The sequence below is a fragment of the Maribacter sp. genome, from assembly GCF_039974175.1.
Classification (GTDB): Bacteria; Bacteroidota; Bacteroidia; order Flavobacteriales; family Flavobacteriaceae; genus Maribacter_C.
In genome coordinates this window covers 1-23,936 of the sequence record NZ_JBDWJN010000009.1, presented here as the reverse complement: position 1 = coordinate 23,936, position 23,936 = coordinate 1, and the positions used below count along the sequence as shown (strand labels likewise).

The window sequence follows — 23,936 nt, the reverse complement described above, 5'->3', positions numbered from 1 at the left end:
TGGATATAAATGGTTTTTCAGTATCACAATAAAAATCATGATGGTGTTTTTGCTCACAGTGTTTTGCTGCATTTAAAGGTTTACTATGCGCTTTATTCGATCGATTAAAAACCGAGATCAAATTAAAAATGGATATTATTTTTGTCTTCATCTTGTATTATTTTTTAATTACAAGGCAAAGATGCGGTACAAAAGAGGGCTAGTGTTATGCTTAATTGCCCGGCGGCTTGCAGAAATTTCCCGTTATCCGTTATTGGGCTTAAAACGTACGAGGAAAACAAAGCTGCTTTAAGTTTTTAGCAGCTGCTATTTGATTTGATTAGCTATTTTTTGGTCGATAGGGTATTAGGCAGAAATCGAGGGCAATTCACGATATTGCGATGGAGAATAATCAGTCATTTTCTTAAAAAATCGACTGAAGTGTGCAGGATCATTAAAGCCAAGTTCATAAGCTATTTCTTGATTCTGTTTATCTGTAAAACGGATAAGACGCTTGGCCTCTAGCGCCAAGCGCTCCAAAATAATTTGTTGTGGAGATTTTTGATTGTAGCGCGCAAATAGATTAGAAAGCGTTTTTGGGCTTTTAAAAAGTAATTCTGCGTAATCGCTGACTTTGCGTTTGGTCTTATAGTGTGTATCGACCAAAACATTGAATTTACGTACTACATCAATTTGTTCATTGTTCAGTTTTTTAACGATCAATTGCTCCTTGGCCAAACGTGTGCAAATGATTATCAGTCGTTTTAAAAGCATTTGAAGCATATCGCCCTGAATTTTATCAGGTGTGGTAAACTCGTCTTCGAATACTTCGTACAAGGTGTTAAATTTTCGTTCCTGATTTTTAGGAACCGTTACAATTGGAAGATCTTGGGTTCCGAAAAACAAAATCCCGTTACAAGACACCTCGCTGTCGTGATCGGAGATACAATAAAATTCTCTGTTAAACAAAAAGGCCGTTAAGGGGAGTTTTGTATTCTCGTAGGATATATGCTGTAAATAGGTTGTAGTCATCAGCTGATTGGGGAGCAGTCTAATGCGCAAACCATCGACCTCCAATTCAGTAGCGGTCTCATTTCTATTCCACAAAATAGTTATGTTCGCCGAGTTAATGGAAATGCGATTTTCATTTTTTTTGATATCATTTGTAAAGGCAAATAACGACCCTATCTTATGATCATGGAATTCAAATTTCATATATCGATTGCTTGTAAGAGCTTAATAACAGGAAATTAGTCTGTTTTTTTGTTCATCCTTACGGGTACAAAACGCCTGATTAATAGCTATTTATTAAACAAGACTGTTAATCATTGCTTTAAATTTTAACACTATACGGGCTTTTTCTAATTTTAGTAAAAATTGCTATGGAAAAGAAAAAATATTCTTTCTTTAACTTGATTGTAGATTACAATTTGACCCCAACAATTTAAACCGGGACTTAAATAATGAAGGAAATTAAGAATTACGATCTTGCCGCCTATAGATTTTATAGTGCACTTGATATAAAGAGTTTACCCTTAAACTCATGGGATCTATACGCGACGTTTTTCGACAAAGTTTGCCAAAACAATAAAGATATCTTTTTGTTGAAGAATTTATCCTTAAACAATAAATGGTGCTATGCCGAAAAATTTGAAGAGGAATTGTTGCAGAATGAACATGTCATCTTGGTTACTGACCCCCAACTTAGAATTGTTCATGCCACTGGAAATATTTTAAATATGAATGGTTATAAACCAGAAGAAATTCTGGGTAAAAAACCAAAAATGTTTCAAGGTGCCGACACCTGTAAGGAAACCTCAAGAAGTATCGGAATTGCCGTTAAGAACAGACAGTCTTTTGAAGCGGTTATAGTAAATTACAGAAAAGACGGAAGTACGTACAAGTGTTGGATAAAAGGAGAACCCGTATTAAATAAATCTGGTGAGGTGGTTAACTTTATTGCTTATGAAAAAGAAGTAGCTTAAGCGTTACATGTTTAATGGAAAAGAGCCATTCGGTTAAATCGACTGGCTCTTTTTTTTTGCTATACATTGCTTTGTTTAGAAATTGCAAGTTTCGATTTCGGTAACCCTTAAAGTATTTACCATACCTTTATCTTTAATTGGCATTGCAGCCAAGCTGATCAGCATATCACCTACATCTAAGAATCCTTTTTTACACGCTATCTGGTTTACATCTTCAATGGTTTCGTCTGTTGAAACATATTTGTCATAGTAGAATGCTTTTACACCCCACAAGAGATTGAGCTGGGTAAGTATTCTTTTATTGGATGTAAAGACCAAAATATGAGCACTTGGCCGCCAAGCTGATATTTGAAAAGCGGTATACCCACTATTTGTTAAGGTGGAAATTGCTTTAGCCTTAATCTCATTAGCCATAATCGCCGCATGATAACAAACAGATTTTGTAATATATCTGTTGGTACGTATGTGGGGAGGGTCATGAGGCACATTTATTAATTCTGAACCTTCAACGCTCTTAAGAATACTTGCCATTTTTTCTATTACCTGTACAGGATAATTCCCCACCGAGGTTTCACCTGAAAGCATTACGGCATCAGCACCATCCATAACGGAATTGGCCACATCGTTTACTTCAGCTCTTGTTGGCGTAAGACTGGTAATCATAGTTTCCATCATTTGAGTGGCGATAATTACAGGTATTCTTGCCTTTTTAGCGCGAAGCACGAGTTGTTTTTGAATCAAAGGAACTTCTTGTGCTGGCACTTCAACCCCCAAATCGCCACGGGCTACCATGAGTCCGTCACAATAAGCAACAATTTTATCGATATTCTCAACCGCCTCCGGTTTTTCAATTTTTGCTATAATCGGAATTTTATGTTCCGAGTGTTCTTTAATGATACTTTGAAGATCAATAAGGTCTTGACTGAATCGAACAAACGAAAGTGCTATCCAATCAACATCCAAAGAAATTGCAAAAATGGCGTCCTTAACATCTTTCTCCGTTAAAGCAGGTAATGAAATATTCGTGTTGGGCAGGTTTACCCCTTTCTTTGATTTCAGGGGCCCTCCCTGAATTACCTTAGCCTTAACCTGATCCTTACCATTGGTAGAAACCACTTCGAACATCAACTTTCCATCGTCTAATAAAATATGCTCTCCCGTTTTTACATCCTTTGGAAAGTTCGTATAGTTCATATATACCTTGTCGGCAGTTCCTTCGAAAGGCTCGCCCGTAACAAAAGTAATTTCATCACCAGGTGCTACCACAACTTCTCCTGCCATTACACCCACCCGAAGTTTTGGGCCTTGTAAATCTGCTAGAATTGAAGTATAAACTTGCATCTCGTCATTAAGCTCTCGAATCATCTTAACACGGGCCTTTACGTCTTCATAATCAGCATGGGAAAAATTGATTCGAAAGACGTCTACTCCGGCCTGAATCATTTTTTTCAGCACTTCTCTCTTACTGGTAGCCGGTCCTAAAGTTGCTACTATCTTGGTTTTTTTCTTACTCGGCATTTTCAAAAAATTAGGTTGTTCTTAGATTTTAGATTATCAACTTCTAAAATGTAAGCGGTTATTATTTTGGGTATGGTCTGCAACTGCTTTACCGTACGCTCTTCTAAATTATCATCATCGTGTTCAATCTTTAAAAGATAGTCTGCATCTCTAAATTCTGGCACCAAATGATATTTGGTATAGGAGGGTTCATTTGCAAACAAGTTACTTCCAACTACATTTTCTTCCTGTGAACTTTTATTGCTAATAAGCGTCCAATAACTATCGTTCTGTTGATCTCTCCATTCAAAAATCGGAAAGGAAATATGTTCCGATAAGTCTAAATCCTTAGCGGATCTTTTAAAGTTTGATTTAAGGCACAAATTCAGGGCATATACCATGGCGTAATCTTCCATACTACTGTGCAAGGCTAGCAGTGTGAATGCATCTTCATAAAAATCATCTGTGATTTTATGTATGGCCATCATGTAAGTGCGAACTTCAAAGATAAAACTAAAAACGAAAATAGCCTAGAGTACCCAAATAGAATGCCATTATTTGACAAACTATAACGGTTTAGTTACATTAAATTTATAATCAAGATTTTTGCATCTTGTCTTGGAGTGCAAAATAGGCTCTTTTTGATGCCCGCTCTTCAGCTTTCTTTTTAGAAGTAGCTCTGGCTTTTGCCACAACATGGTTGCCGATTGAAAGTTTTACCGCAAAGTGTTTAAGACTATCATTACCGGTATCTTCATACACGTTGTAATTGAAGGTTTTCTTCTGCTTTTGACACCACTCGATTACCAAACTTTTATAACTGATTACCTTGCCTTCGAGTTGTTCAATATCTACGTAAGGCGCAATAACCCGTTCGTTTATAAATTTTTCACAATAGTTGTAGCCTCTATCGAGGTAGATTGCGCCTACCAAGGCTTCAAAAACATTACCATGAATATTATCTCCAAAGTGTGATTTCGGAATTCGGCTCTCAACATACTTAATAAGGTTCAAGTCCTTACCTAATTCATTAAGGTGTTCGCGGCTTACAATTTTAGACCTCATTTTTGTTAAATACCCTTCATCACCTAAAGGAACTTCATTGTACAAATGCCTAGAAATTATGGTGCCTAGCATGGAATCTCCTAAAAACTCCAAACGCTCATAATTCATCGGATTTCCCTCATTATCTCTTTTGTTAGCAGATCGGTGTAAAAACGCCTTCCGATATATTTTGAGCTTCTTGGGTTTAAAGCCCAAGATTTTGGTTATTCCCAAAAAAAAATTCCCATCTTCTTTAGAATGGGAATTAAATAAATTAGATGGGAAGTTCATGTGTTAACTAGCTGATTTTCTTAAAAATTACACATGCGTTATGACCTCCAAATCCAAAAGTATTACTTAGTGCAACATTAACCTCTCGTTTCTGAGCCTTGTTCAATGTCAAGTTCAGTTTCGGGTCTATATTTTCGTCAACCGTAGTATGATTAATTGTCGGAGGTACTATGCTGTGTTTCATCGCCAGAATTGATGCAATTGCTTCAATGGCCCCAGCTGCACCTAACAAGTGCCCGGTCATTGACTTGGTTGAATTTATGTTGATGTTTGGTGCATGATCACCAAAGACTTCTGAAATCGCTTTCAATTCGGCAACATCTCCCAGTGGAGTTGAAGTACCATGCGTATTGATGGCATCAACATCTTCAGGTTTTAAGCCAGCATCGTTCAGGCAGTTTTTCATTACTTGAACAACTCCTATTCCTTCAGGATGCGGTGCCGTCATATGATAAGCATCACTTGACAATCCGCCACCAACCACCTCGGCATAAATTTTTGCGCCTCGTGCTTTTGCGTGTTCGTATTCTTCTAAGATCAAGGCTCCCGCTCCTTCTCCCAAGACGAAACCGTCACGGGTACCATCAAAGGGTCTTGAAGCCGTTTCAGGACTATCGTTTCTTGTTGAAAGCGCATGCATAGCACCAAATCCGCCCATACCTGCTATGGTAACAGCAGCTTCACTTCCTCCGGAAACAACAACATCACAGTACCCTAATCGTATATAGTTTAAGGCATCGATCATGGCATTTGCAGATGAGGCACAGGCCGACACTGTGGTGTAATTTGGCCCCATAAAACCATGTTTGATAGAAATATTACCTGGAGCAATATCAGCTATCATCTTTGGAATAAAGAAAGGGTTGAACCTTGGGGTACCGTCTCCTTCGGCGAAATTCATCACCTCGTTCTGAAACGTTTCTAAACCACCAATGCCGGCCCCCCAGATAACTCCTACTCGAAATTTATCGATGGCGTCTAAATCCAAGCCAGAATCTTCAATAGCTTCATCTGAAGCAACAAGCGCATATTGTGCAAACTTATCTAGTTTACGGGCTTGTTTTCTGTCAAAAAAATCCTCGGGATTGTAGTTCTTTAATTCACAGGCGAACTTAACCTTAAATTTTTCGGTATCGTAGTACGTGACCGGAGCTGAACCGCTCTTGCCGTTTACTAGTCCTTCCCAATATTCCTCAATGTTGTTTCCTATGGGAGTAAGTGCCCCCAATCCGGTAACTACAACTCGCTTTATCTGCATTGAACCAAATTTTACACGCTTACTAAGCAAATTAAAAAAAATATCCATGCGATATGGTTACCGCATGGATAATTTCAAATCTTGTTCAAGAAATCATAAAGATTACTTCGCTTCTTCTATATAACTTATGGCTTGGCCAACTGTTGCAATATTTTCAGCTTGATCGTCTGGGATCTGAATATCGAATTCTTTCTCGAATTCCATAATCAACTCAACTGTATCTAGTGAGTCCGCCCCTAGGTCGTTAGTAAAGCTAGCTTCTGTTACCACTTCGTTTTCATCAACTCCTAATTTATCAACGATGATAGCTTTAACTCTTGATGCAATGTCTGACATAATAATATTTGGTTTTAAAAATTTAAATTGTTGGCAAAAATAAAAAACTTTGGATTAATAACACGTTTTGTCGTTAAAATGTCTCGTAATTTAAGAAAATTAAATGCAAGAGTGCTATTTTAGCTCCAAATAATTCTTCTTCGGTAACGTGAAAAGAGAAGAGGGTAAAGACAAAAGAAAATAGACTTTAAAATGTTTGTGCCAGCCACTTCTGTATTCTGTTTCCGCTGTTCTTTTTTCTTGGCGCGATTCTGAAAACAACGAATATAATTCTCCTAATTAAAACCACTTTATTGAAAACCAAACGACTTATTCTTTTTGCCTCTGGTTCTGGTTCAAATGTTGAAAACATCGTGCATCATTTTCACAACAATCCAAACGTTACTGTTGCCGCTGTGCTAACTAACAAAAGGGATGCCAAAGTCCTAGATAGATGTAACAAATTGAAAATCAATGGTTTGTATTTTAACAAAACGGCGTTCTATGATACCGATTGCGTTCTAAATATACTTAAAAGCCTTCAACCAGATTTAATCATACTTGCAGGTTTTCTTTGGAAAATACCCTCGAATCTTATTGAGAACTATCCGAATAGCATTGTGAATATTCATCCGGCCTTACTTCCCAAATATGGGGGTAAGGGCATGTATGGAATGCATGTACACCAAGCCGTAAAAGACAATCAAGAGACCGAAACCGGAATCACTATTCACTATGTGAACGAAAACTATGACGAGGGAGCAATAATTCATCAGTCTAAAACTAAAGTGTCGCTCGAAGACAGTGTTGAAGAAATAGCGCAAAAGGTACATATGTTGGAGTATGAACATTTTCCGAAAGTGATCGCGAAATTGTTAGAAAAGTAAGATTGTAAAATAGACCTGTCGCATCGCAATGGCAAAAAAAGCAAAATTCTATACGGTTTGGAAAGGTAAACGACCCGGTGTCTATGATAGCTGGGCTGACTGCAAAGCCGCCATTGAGGGTTATAAAGGCGCCCAGTACAAATCGTTCGCGACTTTTGAACTGGCCAAAAAAGCCTACAATGGAAGCTACGAAGAATACAAGGGTAAGAAAAAAGGAGAAGCTTCCCTTACGCAAGAACAGTTGTTAAAAATTGGCCAACCCAGTTACCACTCGATTTCGGTAGATGCAGCTTCAAGCGGAAATCCTGGCGTGATGGAATACCAAGGTGTAGATACCAAAACGAAAAAAAGACTTTTTAAACAAGGTCCGTTTCCTGAAGGAACTAACAATATCGGAGAGTTTTTGGCCATTGTACATGGTCTTGCCTACCTAAAAGAACGCAATAGCAATCGTGTCATCTATACCGATTCGCGAACGGCCATAAGTTGGGTACGCAAAAAGAATTGCAATACAAAACTAAAAGAAACTTCGAAAAACAAAGCCTTGTTTGATTTGATTCGTCGCGCTGTAGACTGGCTGAAACAGAACGCTTATCATACGCCCATAGTGAAATGGGAGACCAAGGCTTGGGGTGAAATTCCTGCAGATTTTGGAAGGAAGTAATTCAAAATTCATGCTCAACTATTTTTTATTATTTGATATAAACACCCCTATCAAATACCTCAACAAAACCGTATATTTGCAGCTTAATTTTTACGCCACAACGTGAATATGGGCAAATTAGTAATTGTAGGTACGGTAGCTTTCGATGAAATTGAAAGCCCTTTCGGCAAAACCGACAAAATCTTAGGTGGTGCAGCAACCTTTATCGGCCTTGCGGCATCTCAATTCAATATTGATTCGACCATTGTGTCGATCGTAGGTGATGATCTACCCCAAACCTACCTTGATCTTTTGACTAGCAAGGGAATTGATATTTCAGGTATTGAAATCGTTCAAGGCGGTAAGACGTTTTACTGGAAAGGAAAATATCACAATGATTTGAACTCAAGGGATACCTTGATTACCGACTTGAATACTCTGGCAGATTTCAATCCAGTAGTACCACAAAACTATACAGACGCCAATGTAGTGATGTTAGGCAATTTGCACCCACTGGTTCAGATGAGCGTAATTCAACAAATGGAAAAACGACCAAAATTAATTGTACTTGATACAATGAACTTTTGGATGGATAATGCGTTGCAAGATCTACTTGAAGTTATCAAACATATTGATGTGATCACCATTAATGACGAAGAGGCCAGACAATTGACCAGTGAATATTCTTTGGTAAAGGCAGCTGCAAAAATTCAAACCATGGGGCCCAAATATGTAGTGATAAAAAAAGGAGAACACGGAGCATTTTTATTTCATCGAGGTAATATTTTCTTTGCACCGGCGCTACCGCTTGAAGAGGTTTTCGACCCTACGGGTGCTGGTGACACTTTTGCAGGTGGTTTTACCGGATATCTGGCGGCAACAGAAAATATCTCTTTTGAGAATATGAAAAATGCGGTAATTCACGGTTCAAATCTAGCATCATTTTGTGTGGAACGTTTCGGCACGGAACGTATGGAAACCCTTGAAAGAGATGAAGTCAATAAACGCTTGCATCAATTTAAAGCATTGACACAATTCGATATCGAACTAAAATAAAAACGCGCCCTGAATATTCGGGGCTTTTTTAATGTAAACATCTAATGAGCGACGCAATTAAGCACGAATGTGGTATATCGGTAATACGATTGTTAAAGCCTCTGGAGTACTATAAAGAGAAATATGGTACTGCCTTCTACGGGGTGAACAAAATGTATTTGATGATGGAAAAGCAGCACAATCGCGGACAGGATGGCGCCGGTTTCGCAAGTATCAAATTAGATATGAATGCCGGGGAAAGATATATGAGCCGAGTACGTTCAAGTCAACAACAACCCATTCAAGATATTTTTGCGCAGATCAATGACCGTATCAATACCGAATTGGAACAACATCCTGAGTATGCCGATGATGTGGCTTTACAAAAACGGAACATACCCTATATCGGGGAGTTATTATTGGGCCATGTTCGCTATGGCACTTTTGGAAAAAATAGTATTGAGAGCGTGCATCCATTTATTCGGCAAAACAATTGGATGCATAGAAACCTCATCATGGCAGGGAACTTTAATATGACCAACGTGAATGAGCTCTTCGACAATTTGGTGCAGTTGGGGCAGCACCCTAAGGAGATGGCTGATACCGTTACGGTGATGGAAAAAATTGGCCATTTTTTAGATGATGCCGTTGCCAAATTGTATAAGCAGATTAAAAAAGAAGGCTATAACAAACAAGAAGCCTCTCCTTTGATTGCTGAGCGGCTAAAAGTTTCTAAAATACTTAGAAGGGCCGCCAAAAACTTTGATGGTGGTTATGCTATGGCAGGCTTATTGGGTCATGGTGATGCTTTTGTTTTGCGAGATCCTGCGGGTATTCGACCAGCTTACTACTACCAAGATGATGAAGTGGTCGTTGTGGCATCTGAAAGACCAGCAATTCAAACTGTTTTTAATATTTCTTATGATGATGTGCAAGAACTAGATCCGGGTCATGCCTTCATCATTAAAAAAGACGGAAGCACTTCATTAAAGCAAGTTTTGGAACCTACAGAGCGAAAAGCTTGTTCATTTGAGCGCATTTATTTTTCTCGAGGAAGCGACAAAGAAATTTATCAAGAGCGTAAAGAATTAGGTAAACTTATTTTTCCAAAAATATTGACCGCAATTGATAATGATATTAAGAGAACGGTCTTCTCTTATATTCCGAATACGGCAGAGACCTCATTCTTCGGCATGGTGAAGGAGGCACAAAACTATTTGAATAAAAAAAAGGAGGAACAAATACTTTCCATTGGAGCAAAAATTACAAGGGAAGAGCTTCATGAGATCTTAGAAGTTCGGCCAAGAATAGAAAAAGTAGCCATTAAAGATGCCAAGTTAAGAACCTTCATAACGCAAGATAGTAGCCGCGACGATCTGGTTGCCCATGTTTACGACATTTCTTATGGCTCAGTTGATGAAGGTGATAACTTAGTAATTATCGATGATAGTATCGTTAGAGGTACTACGCTGAAGAAAAGTATTCTTCGAATTCTTGATCGTTTATCTCCCAAGAAGATAATCGTAGTTTCATCCGCACCTCAAATTCGCTTTCCTGATTGTTATGGAATTGACATGGCGAAGCTTGAAGATTTTATAGCTTTCAGAGCCGCATTAGCATTGCACAAAGACAGAGGTACAATGCATATTGTGGAAGACATTTATAAAAAATGCTTAACACAGGTTAACAATCATGATACTGATGTGATCAACTATGTAAAAGAGTTCTACGCGCCCTTTACCGCAGATGAAATTTCTCTAAAAAGTGGAGAACTCTTAAGTCCACCAGATATCAAAGCCGAAGTTCAAATAATCTATCAAACCATTGAAAATCTGCATCAAGCTTGTCCAAAGAATTTAGGGGATTGGTATTTCACCGGAAACTACCCAACCGCAGGTGGAAATCGCGTGGTCAACAGGGCATTTATCAATTTTTATGAAGGTAAAAACGAACGGGCATATTAATAAAATAATCGATGAAATGCACAAATTCGTGTAGTTCGTCGATAATTCACGCTATTCAGCGTGTTTTTAGTCGCTATGGAAGTCAGCTCGTCTATTTTAGATTCGCCATAGCATAAGTAGGTTAAGTTCATGGTAAGATTTGGGGCAAAAAAGGTGGAGACTTCTCCACCTTTTTTATGTTTGTACATTTACATTCTTCCCAATTGATGTTATAAAGTTGTCGAAAACTGACATGATTTATCGTTGGTCCGCAGCTTGTTCTATTAGCCCATTATGAGCATTCATTTTCAGTCTAAATCTGCAAAAATTACACTTCATCCGAATTATACGAACTTCAACAAAGAAGTTTTATAGACTGACGAACAGGTTATACTTTTGGAGGACCATAGCATAAGTAGGTTAAGTTCATGGTAAGATTTGGGGAAAAGGCGGAGCATTGCTCCGCCTTTTTATTTTCCAATATTTCTAGTATAGGATCTTGATAAAGCTAAATGAATCTGCCCCTAATCCAAGGTAGATACCTCAGCTCCATGATACCATTTGGGGAAAAGGCGGAGCATTGTTCAGCCATTTTATTTTCCAATGTTTCTAGTAAAGGATCTTGATAAAGCTAAGTGAATGTACTCAGTTGATGCAATTGTAAATCAAGAAATTTCTAAAGCAAAAAAGCCGCAATCGCTACTTCTTTTGATTTAAGCACCAAATCAAAGGTTGATACGGCAGTTTTATGCTACTCATGTGGGGAACAGTCGAAACCCTGCACCAGCCTTTTATTTTCATAAGAATAACGAAAATGATACTCCGTTTACATCGATTTGTAGGACTCTTATCGATAAAATGCATTTCAACCCAACTTCTTGGAAGTTCATCTAAAACCTTTTAAAAGATCAAAAAATCACTATATTTTTGGAGAACCATAGCATAAGTAGGTTAAGTTCATGGTAAGATTTGGGGAAAAAAGGTAGAGCATTGCTCTGCCTTTTTTATTTGGAAACCCCAGTAATTGACAAGGCTAGCCTAGATTATGGGAAAATTCTTACCCTTTTGTTGAAAAACAAAGCTCTTAAAAAATACCAAAATTTCTTTTTTATTTAACACAATACCAGTAATTTAGTACTGCCATAGCATAAGTAGGTTAAGTTTATGGTAAGATTTGGGACGAAAAGGGTAGAGACTTCTCTGCCCTTTTCTATTTTTATGAAGACAAAAAAATCTCTCCTTCGTCATCGCGAAGGAGAGATTTTTCTTATTTAATCTACCGTTTAAATAACGTGCTATTTGTGTGCAGCGTATAACTCCGCTACCTTATCCCAATTGATTAGATTGAAAAAAGCACTCACGTAGTCAGGTCTCCTGTTCTGATAGTTAAGATAGTATGCGTGCTCCCAGACATCTAAGCCTAAAATCGGGCGACCACCACAGTCAACTCCTGGCATCAGTGGGTTATCTTGGTTCGGCGTAGAACAAACTTCCACCTTGCCTCCGGGATGAACACATAACCACGCCCAACCCGAACCAAATCTAGTTCCTGCGGCAGCACTGAATTTACTTTTAAACTCATCAAAAGAACCAAAGGCACCATTAATGGCGTCAGCCAATTCACCAGAAGGAGCACCACCACCATTGGGTGACAGAACTTCCCAAAACAGCGCATGGTTGAAGAATCCGCCTCCATTATTTCTAACTGCTCCGTTTGACATATCTAAATTCGATAAAATAGCTTCAATCGACTGTCCAGCCAATTCACTACCATCTATTGCAGCATTTAACTTTGTCGTATATCCGTTATGATGTTTGGTATGGTGAATTTCCATAGTTCTCGCATCAATATGTGGTTCCAGTGCATCGTAGGCATAGGGTAATTTTGGTAGTTCAAAAGCCATAATTTCTATATTTTATTTTTAAAATTCGATTTCCTCAAATTTACATATTTTAACAAACATATTCGAATAAATCTTTGTTAAGAAGCGCGCGGTATATAGAAGAGTTCTACGTAATTTGCAGCTAAAAAGTAGGTGCCTACGAATTCGTTCAAAATATATAATGCTTCTGCAGGATCGGGCAAGACCTACACCCTTACTAAAGAGTATCTTAAAATTATTCTTTCCACTAATGAGGGTTATCGTCAAATTTTGGCCATCACCTTTACCAATAAGGCGGTTAACGAGATGAAAGAACGTATTCTTGAAAGCCTTTTCACTTTTAGCAGAATAAGTACCCTTAAAGATGCTCCGCCCCTATTTATTGATCTCTTAAAAGAATTACAACTTGAGGTTTTGGTATTGCAAAAAAAGGCAAAGACGATCTTAAAAAAGATTCTTCATAATTATGCTTTTTTCGATGTTTCCACAATTGATAAATTCACGCATCGCTTGATAAGAACCTTTGCCAAAGACCTAAAAATTCCTCAGAATTTTGAGGTGGTTTTGGAAACCGATTTACTTTTAGATGAAGCAGTATCTAAACTCATCAATAAGGCTGGAACTGATTCAAAACTCACCAAAATACTCCTTGATTTTGCCTTAGAGAAGATCGATGATGATAAAAGCTGGGATATAGCAATAGACCTAAATAAAGTAGGTAAGCTTATCTTCAACGAGACCAATGCACAACATTTAAAAAAGTTCGAAAACAAAACGATTGATGATTTTTTGGAGCTGCAGAATACCATCAATAAAAAAATAACAGATTTAGAAAAAACGGCTATCACCTTGGCGGAAGAGACGCTACTTTTCATTAACGCATCTGGTTTGCAAACCACTGACTTTCCTAGAGAAACATTACCCAATCATTTTAAGAGGGTTCGCGATGGCATTTTTGAGCCCGCTAAACTTTATAAGAATAAATTGGAAGAAAACTTGATGCAGGCTAAGATATTGAAGTCTGGTATTGCACTCCCCACCAATGACTTTTCATCCAATTTATATCAATCTTATCTTCAACTTAAGGAGCTGATGTATACCCGCGCTATGCTAAAAAATGCATATAAGAACATTGTTCCACTAACCGTTTTAAATGCCATTCAGCACGAAGTGAAAGCCATTCAAAATGAACGTGATCAGCTATCTATCTCTGAATTCAATACCATCATATCAAACGAAATTAAAGAACAACCGGCCCCATTCATTTATGAACGTTTAGGAGAGAAATACCGACATTATTTTATCGATGAGTTTCAAGACACCTCAGAAATGCAATGGAACAATTTGATTCCGCTAATAGACAATGCCCTTTCGAGTGAAGTCGGCTCACTTTTCTTGGTAGGTGATGCCAAACAGGCAATTTACCGCTGGCGTGGTGGAAAAGCCGAACAGTTTTTGAATCTCGTGAATTCAAGCACCAATCCATTTGTGATACAGGCTCAAATTGAACCTCTCCCGTCAAACTACCGAAGTCATGAAGAAATTATAAAATTCAATAACGATTTTTTCACCTCTACAAGTCCGTTTTTAAATTCCCAGATCTATGAAACACTATTCACCGATGGCAACCAACAAAAAATCAACCATCTTAAAAATGGTTTTGTGCAACTCACCTTCTTAGAAGAAAATGATGCCTATACCCTAGACGAGCAATACTGCAATGAGCTTATAAAAACCATATATGAGCTTCGAGAAAAAGAATTCGAATACAAAGATATTTGTATTCTAGTTCGTGGAAACAAGGAAGGTGTGCTCTTGGCCAATTATTTAACCCAAGAGGGAATTCCGATAATTTCGTCTGAAAGCCTACTCCTAAAAAGCAGTCCGAAAGTTAGGTTTTTGCTGAACCTTTTACGCTTTCAAAACCAAGCTGATGATGTTGGAATCGCTTTTGAAATACTTACCTATTTATTTCAAGAAGAGCAAGAGCAACATCGTAAGATCGTGCTGCACTTAAAAGATTTGGAATTGCTGTTAAGAATAGAATATGATTTTGATATCGCAAAAATGCAACAGGTTTCGGTATATGACACTTTTGAATATGCCATCAAGCAATTTGACTTAGCGCCCCAATCAGATGCCTATATCAATTTTTTTATGGATACAGTATTTGATGTTGAACAAAGAGAAGGCACTGGTATTACCGTATTCTTGTCCTATTGGCAAAAGAAAGGAGAAAAATTGAGCGTTGCGGCGCCATCGGGCATTAATGCGATTCAGATTATGACCATACATAAATCAAAGGGATTGGAATTTGAAATCGTTATTTACCCATACGCACATTCAAAAATATACAATGACAAGGACGCTAAATTATGGCTTCCTTTTGAAGGGGAAGCTATTGCAGGTTTCGATGAGGTTCTAATAAACAAAAAGCAAGAAGTTATTAATTACAGCTCCACCGCCGAACATTTGTATCTAGCAGAAAACAACAAACTAGAACTAGATGCTTTTAACGTACTATATGTGGCTTTAACGCGGGCGGTGAAAGCGCTTTACGTAATTACGATAGCGGAAACTGCTTCTAAAAAATCGGATACTCCTAAAAACTACGGCGGCCTTTTTGTTCACTTTTTAGAGGAAAAAGGACTTTGGGAAGAGGGAAAAAGGCTTTATCAATTCGGCGCCTTAGACTTTCAGCAACAAAATATAATAACTAAAAGACAAGAAGGTATTGCATATCAATATTCTTATAAAGAAAGAGATAGTTTTAAAATTATAGCCAACTCAGGAGCCTTGTGGGATACTACTAAGGAAACCGCTTTATCTAAAGGGAATTTGATTCATGCTATTATGGGTTTGGTCGAATCGGAAAAAAACATTGAAAATGCATTGGCTACAGTGCAACGAAATGGCGATATTACCGAAGAAGAGATTGATCCATTGCGAAACATGGTATTGCAAATTATTTACCACCCGAGGCTACAGTCGTATTACGCAACAGGAAATACAATAAAAAATGAAAGCGATATCATCACCAAAAACGGAAGTATTTTAAGACCTGATAGAGTGGTTATCAATGGAAATAAAGCCACAATTATTGATTATAAGACGGGTAAGAGAGACGTTCGATACAAAGACCAAATCGATTCTTATGCCCTTGCTTTGGAGGAAATGGGCTATAGCATAAAAAATAAAATCATTATTTATATTAACGAAGAAATTACACCTGAATTCATTTAAGAGTATTATGTACGGAAAAATAAAAGAACATCTGCAAGCAGAACTAAATCAGATTAAGGAAGACGGACTTTACAAATCGGAACGCATCATTACCTCGCCTCAAGATGCGGTTATCAAAATTTCTTCAGGTGAAGAAGTCATTAATTTTTGTGCGAACAACTATTTGGGGTTGTCGTCGCATCCTGAAGTAATTCAAGCAGCAAAAGACACCATGGATTCGCATGGCTTCGGGATGTCATCTGTGCGTTTCATCTGTGGTACGCAAGATATTCATAAAGAACTGGAGCAAAACATTGCCGATTTCTACGGTACGGAAGATACCATATTGTACGCGGCTGCCTTCGATGCCAATGGTGGAGTATTCGAACCCTTGCTAACTGCCGAAGATGCTATCATTTCTGATTCGCTCAATCATGCTTCCATAATAGATGGGGTTCGATTGTGCAAGGCAAAACGCTATCGATATACCAATAGCGATATGGCAGATCTTGAAAAACAGTTGCAACAAGCCAATGCTGACGACGCGCGTTTCAAGATAATCGTAACCGATGGAGTTTTCTCTATGGACGGATTGGTGGCTCCACTTGACAAAATTTGCGATCTAGCAGACAAATATGACGCCATGGTTATGATAGACGAATGTCATGCTACCGGATTCATTGGTGAAACAGGGCGTGGTACCTTGGAAGAAAAGAACGTAATGAATCGCATTGATATCATCACGGGCACGCTTGGTAAGGCTTTGGGTGGTGCTATGGGAGGTTATACTACAGGTAAAAAAGAGATTGTAGAAATTCTTAGACAACGTTCGCGGCCTTATCTGTTTTCAAATTCGCTTGCCCCAGCCATTGTTGGGGCCTCCATTAAGGTATTTGAAATGTTAAAAACAGATACCAGCCTAAGAGATACCTTGCAGCGGAACACAGATTATTTTAAAAAAGGAATGAAAGAGGCAGGTTTCGATATCATTGACGGAGAATCGGCAATTGTTCCTGTAATGCTCTATGATGCTAAATTAGCCCAGAAGATGGCTAATATGCTATTAGAGCGAGGAATATATGTCATTGGTTTCTTTTACCCCGTAGTTCCTAAAGAAAAAGCGCGTATTCGCGTACAATTATCAGCCGCGCATAAAACGGAACATTTAGATAAGGCAATTCTTGCGTTTATTGAAGTAGGTAACATACTAAAAATCGTTTAAATGCGTTATTTCCCCTGTCAAATGCAACAAAAAAAATAAGAAATTGATTTTGTTAATAATTTTTAACAAGTTACATTTGCAGCTAATAAACACTTAAACTTAAAAATTTAAACATGAAACATCTTAGCAAATTAATGGCTGTTGCCCTATTATTCGTAGGTTTTAGCAGTATTCAAGCGCAAGACGAGAATAACCCTTGGCAAGTAAGTTTTGGGGTTAATGCCATTGACGTTTATCCTACTGGGGATGTAAGTTCTTTTGGTAATGAGCTCTTCAACGCTAATGATCACTGGAACATTCTTCCTTCAATTTCGTACATCGGCGTATCTAAGTCTGTTGGTGACGGATTTGCTGTTGGAGTTAGAGGTTCTTTGAATAAAATCAGCAAATTGGGTGATACCGCTGTTGATGATCTTTCTCACTACGCTTTAGATGGTACTATCAAATATAGTTTCCTAAAAAATACAACTATCGACCCATTCATCGAAGTAGGTGGTGGTTATACTTGGGTTGATGAAATTGGTGCCGGTACAGTAAACGGTGGTGTTGGTGTTAACCTTTGGTTTTCAGAAAACATCGGTCTTACTTTACAGACTAGCTACAAACATGCCTTCGAAGATTATGGGGTTAAGCACTGGCAACATTTAGCAGGTATTGCTGTTAAATTTGGCGGTACTGATACTGACGGTGATGGAATCTATGACAAAGATGATGCTTGTCCAGAAGTTGCTGGTTTAGAAGCTTTCAATGGTTGTCCTGACGCTGACGGTGATGGAATCGAAGATAGCAAAGATAGCTGTCCTAACGAAGCTGGATCTAAAGAAATGAATGGTTGTCCTGATGCTGACGGTGACGGGGTTGCTGACAAAGATGATGCTTGTCCTAATGAAGCAGGTCTTGCTGCTTTAGCAGGTTGTCCTGATGCTGACGGTGACGGAGTTGCCGATAAAGATGATGAGTGTCCTAACGAAGCAGGTCCTGCTGAAAACAAAGGATGTCCTTGGCCTGACAAAGATGGTGACAGTGTTTTAGACAAAGATGATCAGTGTCCAGATGTTGCAGGTACTGTTGCTAACAATGGTTGCCCAGAGGTAACTGAAGAAGTTCAAAAGCAATTGAACGACTATGCCCGTACCATCTTATTTGATACAGGTAAAGCTACTTTGAGCCCTGCTACAACTTCTGTATTTGTTGATATCATCAGAATTTTAGGTGAGTATCCAAATTCCAAGTTTACGGTTGAAGGTCATACTGATAGTGTTGGTAGCGAGAAATTGAACCAATCATTATCTGAAAAAAGAGCTAATTCAGTTAGAGATTTCTTAATCGCAGAAGGAATTGCTGCTGATAGATTAACTGCTATTGGATACGGTGAATCTAAACCAATTGCTTCTAACAAAACTAGAAGCGGTAGAAAAGAAAACAGAAGAACTGAAATCAACTTAGTTAAGTAAGAAGATTTAAACTTCTATTTCATACAAGAAAAGCCACGCAATTGCGTGGCTTTTTTTATTTTTAGCTATGCAGAGTTTTCTAGAAGAGGTTATCGATAAAATAACTAAAGAACATGAAAGTCTTGAAAAACTGATCTTTGTCTTGCCTAGCAAACGAGCTGGAACTTTCTTAAAAAACACCCTAGCCAAGACTTCAAAAAAAACGGCCTTCGCACCAGAAATCTACAGTATTGAAAGCTTCATCGAAAAGATATCGGGCCTTGGCTATATGTCAAATACCCAACAGCTTTTTGAGTTGTACGACACCTATTTAAAGCATACCCCAGATGAGAAGGATAGCTTCTTTGCCTTTTCTAAATGGGGACAAACCCTGCTTCAAGATTTTAATGAGATAGATCGCTATTTAATTGACGCCGAAAAGCTATTTTCAAATCTTTCGGCGATTCAGGAACTCAACCATTGGTCTGTACAGGCTGAGAAGACCAAATTGATGCAAGACTACCTTAATTTCTGGAACAATCTGCATCAACTATACAGCAGTTTCAATAACGCCTTACTGAAAAAAGGAGTGGGGCATCAAGGACTCGTATATCGCCAAGCCTGTGAGCTACTTCCGGCTTATCTCGAAAATGTGGAGCATAAAAAACATGTTTTCGTAGGTTTCAATGCGCTTAATACTGCGGAAAGTCAAATCATACAAACTATTCTAAAGCATTCTAACGCAGCGATTTATTGGGATTTAGATTCTTACTTTTTAGAAGATCCCGTGCACGCGGCGGGGTATTTTATAAGAACCCACAGAAAAACTTGGCCGCATTTTCATGAATATCCACTTCAGGGTATTAGTGACTATTACCTTTCTGATAAAAAAATTCTTATTACCGGAGTTCCAAAAAACGTTTCGCAAGCGAAATATGTGGGTGGGCTTCTGGCGAAGCTTAAATCGGAAAACGCTGAATCACTAAAAAACACGGCCGTTGTATTGGGAGATGAAAGCCTTTTGAACCCCATTCTAAATGCTGTGCCTAAAGAAATTGAGGCAGTCAATATTACCATGGGCTATCCTTTAAATAAAACTCCACTAGCCGGACTGTTCGCTCAGTTTATAGACTTGTATATTCATCGCGATTCCCAGGGTTGGTTTTACCAACATGTACTTGATTTCTTATCGCATCCATTCATTTCTACGCTTCTAAACCAAGAATCTCATTCCTATTCAGATTTACAAAACCTTATCAAGAGTAAAAACTGGACGCACATTAGCCCGTATAAAATACAAGATTTTATCGATGAAAATCCAACGATTAAATTGCTGTTTTTTGATGAACAACCTGCCCTTGAGGAATTTGTTAAAAAATGTCTGACAATTATTAAGCACCTAAAAATTAAGCTACAAGAAAATGAAAATGCTTTAGCATTAGAGTACCTCTATCGCTTTCATACCCTGTTCAACCAAATACTAGAATTGGTACAAAAGCACCCCTTTATTACTGATTTAAAATCGTTACAAAGCTTATACAAGGAATTGTTGTCTTCAGAGACTGTTGATTTTCAAGGCGACCCATTAGAAGGGTTACAAATAATGGGAATGCTCGAAAGCCGAAACCTAGATTTCGAAACCGTAATTATCAGTTCGGTGAACGAAGGGATATTGCCTTCTGGAAAATCAAATAATTCATTTATTCCATTCGATTTAAAAACGAGGCTAGGTTTACCCACCTATAAAGAAAAGGATGCTGTTTATACCTATCATTTTTACAGGTTACTACAGCGGGCCAAGAACATCCATATCATTTACAATACGGAACCTGATGTACTTGAGGGGGGTGAAAAAAGCAGGTTGATTTCACAATTGCTCACCGACCCCAACAAAGAAAAGAATATAGTATCTACAATTGCCACTCCAAGCATTGAACCCATACTACATAGCTTAAGCAACTTTAATAAAGACGACGAATTGCTACAGCTAATTCGAAATCATGCCCAAAACGGCTTCTCACCGACTTCCTTGAGCAATTATATTAGAAACCCGCTTGATTTTTACAAAAGAAGCTTACTAGGCATCGATGACACGCTTGAAGTAGAGGAGACGATTGCAGCAAATACCTTTGGAACCATTGTTCATGATAGCTTGGAAGATTTATATAGGCCCTTCTTAGGAACATTTTTATCGTCAGAGGCGCTAGCTACGGCAAGAGCTAAAATTAAGATAGTGGTGAAAAAACATTTTGCCAAAAGTTATATGGAGGGTGATATCAGTAGCGGTAGAAATCTTATTGCCTACAACGTAATTATTCGTTATTTAGAGAACTATATCGATTCTGAAATAGCCGAAACAAAAAACCACCAAATCAAGATTCTCGGTATCGAAGAAAAATTAAATATCAGCCTCAACTTCCCTGAAATGGATTTTCCCGTTGTTCTAAAAGGAAAACTTGATCGAATCGATGAGAAAGACGGAATGCTAAGAATTATCGATTACAAGACGGGTAAAGTAGAGTCAAGAAATGTGGAGATTGTAAACTGGCAAGAAATCACAGATGACTATACCTATAGCAAAGCATTTCAATTGCTGTGTTACGCGCTCATGTACAAAGATAAAAATCAGATTGACACCATTGAATCAGGAATTATTTCCTTTAAAAATCTAAATGCCGGACTCCTAAAATTTGCTACAAAAGACAAGCGAGGAAGTTGGGCCAAGAAAGAACATACGATCACCAATGAAACCCTTGACCTTTTCGTACAGGAATTAAAAAAGTTAATCTTAGAAATCTGTAACCCCAAAATTCCGATTACGGAAAAAGAAGTATAGCTTATTTTTTATCGGGCCTTGTGGGGCGCACTTCAATTTTGCTTGGCAAGGTTCTAGGGTGCATTTTGAGTAAATCTAAGACCAATTCGCCAATGTCTTCAGGCTGAATTTTCCAAGCATCTTTTTCAGAAGGTTCATTGTTATTAAAATGCGTTGCTACCGAGCCCGGCATTATCGTGGAGACTTTCACATCATACTTTCTTAAATCTAACATACTGGCTTGGGTAAAACCAACCACCCCAAATTTAGTTGCATTGTAGCCAGCGCCAGACGCAAAAAAATTAGCACCTGCTAAACTGGCCAGGGTTATATAATATCCTTTTGATTTTTTCAAGGCCTCTACCGACGCCTTTAACGTATGAAAGACGCCGGTTAAATTAGTATCTAACATTTGATGCCATTGTTCAGTAGACATTTCATCAACAGGGGCAAAATACCCTACCCCAGCATTTGCAAGAACCACATCTAATTGTCCCCAGGTAGCTAAAATCTTTTGAACAGCACCTTTCTCATCATCAAGTTGAACTACATTAGATTGTAATGCCAAAACATTCTCGGCACCTCCTAAATACTGGGCAGCGGTTTCTACCGATTTCAAAGTCCTGCCGCTTATGGCAACTTTCATTCCCGCCGCAATTAACTTTTCTGCAATGCCATAACCTATACCTTTAGAACCTCCTGTGATATAAGCTACTTTTCCTTTTAAATCGTGCATTTATACTATCATAATTTAGGTTCCCAACCGGGTTGGTATTCTCGTTTCCAGCTTTGCATTGCCTTTTCGTTGTTCAGAACCTTTCCTGTTGATGGGTCGATTTTAAGCATCTCACCAGCGTCTTGGGCCATGTTGCCTAGGTGGCAGAGCATGGTAGAGATACTGGCATCATTGATATCAGCATACAGGCTTTTGTCCTCCCTTATGGCATCAAAGAAATTGCCGACATGGGTAACGTCTAAACCTCCTTCGCCTCTGGTGTTGGTCGTTGCACTAGCTGATTTCTCAAATTCGTGTTTAATTGAATTACCTTGTAAATCATACAATTTATAAAAGTTACGATCCAATTGGATAGCGCCTTTGCTTCCGTAAATGGTAATACCTCTTCCAGGTCTTTGGGGTTTTAGAACGCCTCGGCTATGACCGGTCCAAGTTATGAATTTATTGTCAGCGAATTTAAAGGTTACTTGTTGGTTATCTACAAATTCCCAATCGTCATCATAGGTATATTTTCCGCCAAAAGAGGTCACACTTTCAGGCAGATCTACCCCTAGGGCCCATCTGCAGATATCGACCTCATGGGTGCCATTATTGTGCATTTCGCCCGTTCCCCAATTGCGAAACCAGTGCCAGTTATACGGATGAATGTTGTCTTTGAAATCTTTACGCGGGGCCGGACCTTGCCAAAGTTCCCAGTCTAAAGTTTTAGGCACGTCGATTTTATTTCCTCTACCTATAGAGCCGCGGTTGTTCGAATAATAGGCTTCCCCTTTGTACACTTCCCCGATGATGCCATTTCGAATATCATCTATCGCCATGATCGATGTGCGTGCAGAACGCTGTTGATTGCCCATCTGCACTTTCTTTCCATATTTATTTTGAGCAGCAACCAACAAATCGTTCTCATATGGGTTGTGACTACAGGGCTTCTCTACATACACATGTTTTCCGGCTTGCAAGGCGGCAATGGCCATTGGTGCGTGCCAATGTTCAGGGGTAGCGATAAAAACGGCATCTACATCTTTATCTTCTAAGACTTTTCTAAAATCCTTTTCTACTTTCGGTACATATCCCAAGTGCTTTTGACACCAGACATTATGCTCTTCAATAATAGTATCATCCACATCGCAGGTATACACAACTTTCGCATTGGCATCGGCATGGATTGCTCTATAATGTGCCTTTCCTCTACTACGCACTCCAATAACCGCACAGTTGATATGGTCATTTGCACCTAGGAAATTGGCATATGACGTACTTGGCAATACCAATCCGCCAAGGGTAACGGCCGCTGTACCCGCTGTGGTTTTCTTGATAAAATTTCTTCTTGTGGTCATGATGGTCTTTATGAATTCGTTAGTACCGCTGTAAGACAGTAAATTAAGAAAAAAAACGCTTGTTGAAAATTTAAGTAGTTTTTTAACCGTATTTGCTATCGCTTGTAGCTTTTGAAACAATAAAATAAAAGCGGAAAGTTTAGGAAAATGCCGTATACCTGCCTAAAATGCAAAAAAAATTCTCCAATAGATTTTTTGATCAAAAAGAATATAATAAATTGAATATCAATATTTTAAACCAAATTAATGGTTTCTTCCAGTCCTTGTATTTGTTAAATATTCTATAAAATAGTACCTTTTTATACATAGTACTGTAACAAAACAAAATATCGCTCGTCTATTAGTTGTAAGTCATTTAAAAAACAACATCAAAAAATATAGAAATTATGAAAGCAGCAATCAACAGAACAG

18 protein-coding genes are annotated in these 23,936 nt (G+C 38.3%); 9 read left to right on the top strand and 9 right to left on the bottom strand.

Going from position 1 to position 23,936, the window contains the following annotated elements; all coding sequences use genetic code 11:
* Nucleotides 1-345 precede the first annotated feature (345 nt).
* The gene (locus ABJN95_RS06565) at nt 346-1,194 is read right to left on the bottom strand and encodes a helix-turn-helix domain-containing protein (protein WP_348369478.1); all 849 of its coding nucleotides are present in this window, start codon (nt 1,192-1,194) and stop codon (nt 346-348) included.
* Between the two features lie 248 nt (nt 1,195-1,442).
* On the opposite strand from ABJN95_RS06565, the gene ABJN95_RS06560 reads away from it, so the two are divergent.
* Nucleotides 1,443-1,964, top strand: coding sequence for a PAS domain-containing protein (locus ABJN95_RS06560; RefSeq protein WP_348369476.1), 522 nt, complete (start codon nt 1,443-1,445; stop codon nt 1,962-1,964).
* Between the two features lie 75 nt (nt 1,965-2,039).
* Here the strand turns inward: ABJN95_RS06560 and pyk are convergent, their stop codons facing one another.
* The 5 genes from pyk to ABJN95_RS06535 all read right to left on the bottom strand — a co-directional run bounded on the left by pyk (nt 2,040) and on the right by ABJN95_RS06535 (nt 6,390).
* A complete protein-coding gene (pyk, locus tag ABJN95_RS06555) occupies nt 2,040-3,482 on the bottom strand; it encodes a pyruvate kinase (RefSeq protein WP_348369474.1) in 1,443 nt (480 codons plus the stop codon).
* 2 nt (nt 3,483-3,484) lie between these two features.
* Nucleotides 3,485-3,949 carry an IPExxxVDY family protein gene (locus ABJN95_RS06550; protein WP_348369472.1) on the bottom strand — a complete coding sequence of 155 codons (465 nt, stop codon included), beginning with the start codon at nt 3,947-3,949 and terminating at the stop codon, nt 3,485-3,487.
* Between the two features lie 109 nt (nt 3,950-4,058).
* Nucleotides 4,059-4,796, bottom strand: a complete 738-nt coding sequence (gene rnc / locus ABJN95_RS06545) for a ribonuclease III (RefSeq protein WP_348369470.1) — start codon at nt 4,794-4,796, stop codon at nt 4,059-4,061.
* A 7-nt stretch (nt 4,797-4,803) separates the two neighbouring features.
* Entirely contained in the window at nt 4,804-6,054 is a 1,251-nt protein-coding gene (gene fabF, locus ABJN95_RS06540; RefSeq protein ID WP_348369468.1) for a beta-ketoacyl-ACP synthase II, read from the bottom strand.
* A 102-nt stretch (nt 6,055-6,156) separates the two neighbouring features.
* A complete protein-coding gene (locus ABJN95_RS06535) occupies nt 6,157-6,390 on the bottom strand; it encodes an acyl carrier protein (protein WP_008269813.1) in 234 nt (77 codons plus the stop codon).
* 293 nt (nt 6,391-6,683) lie between these two features.
* Here ABJN95_RS06535 and ABJN95_RS06530 point away from each other — a divergent pair, with 293 nt between their 5' ends.
* From ABJN95_RS06530 to ABJN95_RS06515, 4 genes are all read left to right on the top strand, one after another.
* On the top strand, nt 6,684-7,256 hold the full coding sequence (locus ABJN95_RS06530; protein WP_348369466.1) for a phosphoribosylglycinamide formyltransferase: 573 nt from the start codon (nt 6,684-6,686) through the stop codon (nt 7,254-7,256).
* Between the two features lie 28 nt (nt 7,257-7,284).
* Nucleotides 7,285-7,920 (top strand): ribonuclease H family protein, encoded by a 636-nt coding sequence (locus ABJN95_RS06525; RefSeq protein ID WP_348369464.1) that lies wholly within the window; start codon nt 7,285-7,287, stop codon nt 7,918-7,920.
* Nucleotides 7,921-8,028: 108 nt separating this feature from the next.
* The gene (locus ABJN95_RS06520; RefSeq protein ID WP_348369462.1) at nt 8,029-8,955 is read left to right on the top strand and encodes a PfkB family carbohydrate kinase; all 927 of its coding nucleotides are present in this window, start codon (nt 8,029-8,031) and stop codon (nt 8,953-8,955) included.
* Between the two features lie 44 nt (nt 8,956-8,999).
* Nucleotides 9,000-10,898, top strand: a complete 1,899-nt coding sequence (locus tag ABJN95_RS06515; protein WP_348369460.1) for an amidophosphoribosyltransferase — start codon at nt 9,000-9,002, stop codon at nt 10,896-10,898.
* Nucleotides 10,899-12,172: 1,274 nt separating this feature from the next.
* Here the strand turns inward: ABJN95_RS06515 and ABJN95_RS06510 are convergent.
* Entirely contained in the window at nt 12,173-12,781 is a 609-nt protein-coding gene (locus tag ABJN95_RS06510) for a superoxide dismutase (RefSeq protein WP_348369458.1), read from the bottom strand.
* Nucleotides 12,782-12,913: 132 nt separating this feature from the next.
* On the opposite strand from ABJN95_RS06510, the gene ABJN95_RS06505 reads away from it, so the two are divergent.
* The 4 genes from ABJN95_RS06505 (at nt 12,914) to ABJN95_RS06490 (ending at nt 21,473) form a co-directional block, all read left to right on the top strand.
* Nucleotides 12,914-16,003 carry a UvrD-helicase domain-containing protein gene (locus tag ABJN95_RS06505; protein ID WP_348369456.1) on the top strand — a complete coding sequence of 1,030 codons (3,090 nt, stop codon included), beginning with the start codon at nt 12,914-12,916 and terminating at the stop codon, nt 16,001-16,003.
* 7 nt (nt 16,004-16,010) lie between these two features.
* Nucleotides 16,011-17,204: a glycine C-acetyltransferase gene (gene kbl / locus ABJN95_RS06500; protein ID WP_348369454.1), complete on the top strand. Its 1,194-nt coding sequence runs from the start codon at nt 16,011-16,013 to the stop codon at nt 17,202-17,204.
* Between the two features lie 113 nt (nt 17,205-17,317).
* Nucleotides 17,318-18,658: an OmpA family protein gene (locus tag ABJN95_RS06495; RefSeq protein WP_348369452.1), complete on the top strand. Its 1,341-nt coding sequence runs from the start codon at nt 17,318-17,320 to the stop codon at nt 18,656-18,658.
* A gap of 67 nt (nt 18,659-18,725) precedes the next feature.
* The gene (locus tag ABJN95_RS06490; RefSeq protein ID WP_348369450.1) at nt 18,726-21,473 is read left to right on the top strand and encodes a PD-(D/E)XK nuclease family protein; all 2,748 of its coding nucleotides are present in this window, start codon (nt 18,726-18,728) and stop codon (nt 21,471-21,473) included.
* Between the two features lies 1 nt (nt 21,474).
* On the opposite strand, the gene ABJN95_RS06485 is transcribed toward ABJN95_RS06490, so the two are convergent.
* Both ABJN95_RS06485 and ABJN95_RS06480 read right to left on the bottom strand, forming a co-directional pair.
* Nucleotides 21,475-22,188 carry an SDR family oxidoreductase gene (locus ABJN95_RS06485; protein WP_348369448.1) on the bottom strand — a complete coding sequence of 238 codons (714 nt, stop codon included), beginning with the start codon at nt 22,186-22,188 and terminating at the stop codon, nt 21,475-21,477.
* 8 nt (nt 22,189-22,196) lie between these two features.
* The gene (locus tag ABJN95_RS06480) at nt 22,197-23,525 is read right to left on the bottom strand and encodes a Gfo/Idh/MocA family oxidoreductase (RefSeq protein WP_348369446.1); all 1,329 of its coding nucleotides are present in this window, start codon (nt 23,523-23,525) and stop codon (nt 22,197-22,199) included.
* Nucleotides 23,526-23,936: the final 411 nt, after the last annotated feature.

What these genes read in the sequence shown, in the direction of transcription:
- pyk (WP_348369474.1), bottom strand. Translation starts at nt 3,482, where the DNA reads ATGCCGAGTAAGAAAAAAACCAAGATAGTAGCAACTTTAGGACCGGCT.
- ABJN95_RS06550 (WP_348369472.1), bottom strand. Translation starts at nt 3,949, where the DNA reads ATGATGGCCATACATAAAATCACAGATGATTTTTATGAAGATGCATTC.
- ABJN95_RS06515 (WP_348369460.1), top strand. Translation starts at nt 9,000, where the DNA reads ATGAGCGACGCAATTAAGCACGAATGTGGTATATCGGTAATACGATTG.
- ABJN95_RS06490 (WP_348369450.1), top strand. Translation starts at nt 18,726, where the DNA reads ATGCAGAGTTTTCTAGAAGAGGTTATCGATAAAATAACTAAAGAACAT.
- ABJN95_RS06495 (WP_348369452.1), top strand. Translation starts at nt 17,318, where the DNA reads ATGAAACATCTTAGCAAATTAATGGCTGTTGCCCTATTATTCGTAGGT.
- ABJN95_RS06565 (WP_348369478.1), bottom strand. Translation starts at nt 1,194, where the DNA reads ATGAAATTTGAATTCCATGATCATAAGATAGGGTCGTTATTTGCCTTT.
- kbl (WP_348369454.1), top strand. Translation starts at nt 16,011, where the DNA reads ATGTACGGAAAAATAAAAGAACATCTGCAAGCAGAACTAAATCAGATT.
- ABJN95_RS06520 (WP_348369462.1), top strand. Translation starts at nt 8,029, where the DNA reads ATGGGCAAATTAGTAATTGTAGGTACGGTAGCTTTCGATGAAATTGAA.
- ABJN95_RS06535 (WP_008269813.1), bottom strand. Translation starts at nt 6,390, where the DNA reads ATGTCAGACATTGCATCAAGAGTTAAAGCTATCATCGTTGATAAATTA.
- fabF (WP_348369468.1), bottom strand. Translation starts at nt 6,054, where the DNA reads ATGCAGATAAAGCGAGTTGTAGTTACCGGATTGGGGGCACTTACTCCC.
- ABJN95_RS06560 (WP_348369476.1), top strand. Translation starts at nt 1,443, where the DNA reads ATGAAGGAAATTAAGAATTACGATCTTGCCGCCTATAGATTTTATAGT.
- ABJN95_RS06485 (WP_348369448.1), bottom strand. Translation starts at nt 22,188, where the DNA reads ATGCACGATTTAAAAGGAAAAGTAGCTTATATCACAGGAGGTTCTAAA.
- rnc (WP_348369470.1), bottom strand. Translation starts at nt 4,796, where the DNA reads ATGAACTTCCCATCTAATTTATTTAATTCCCATTCTAAAGAAGATGGG.
- ABJN95_RS06510 (WP_348369458.1), bottom strand. Translation starts at nt 12,781, where the DNA reads ATGGCTTTTGAACTACCAAAATTACCCTATGCCTACGATGCACTGGAA.
- ABJN95_RS06480 (WP_348369446.1), bottom strand. Translation starts at nt 23,525, where the DNA reads ATGACCACAAGAAGAAATTTTATCAAGAAAACCACAGCGGGTACAGCG.
- ABJN95_RS06525 (WP_348369464.1), top strand. Translation starts at nt 7,285, where the DNA reads ATGGCAAAAAAAGCAAAATTCTATACGGTTTGGAAAGGTAAACGACCC.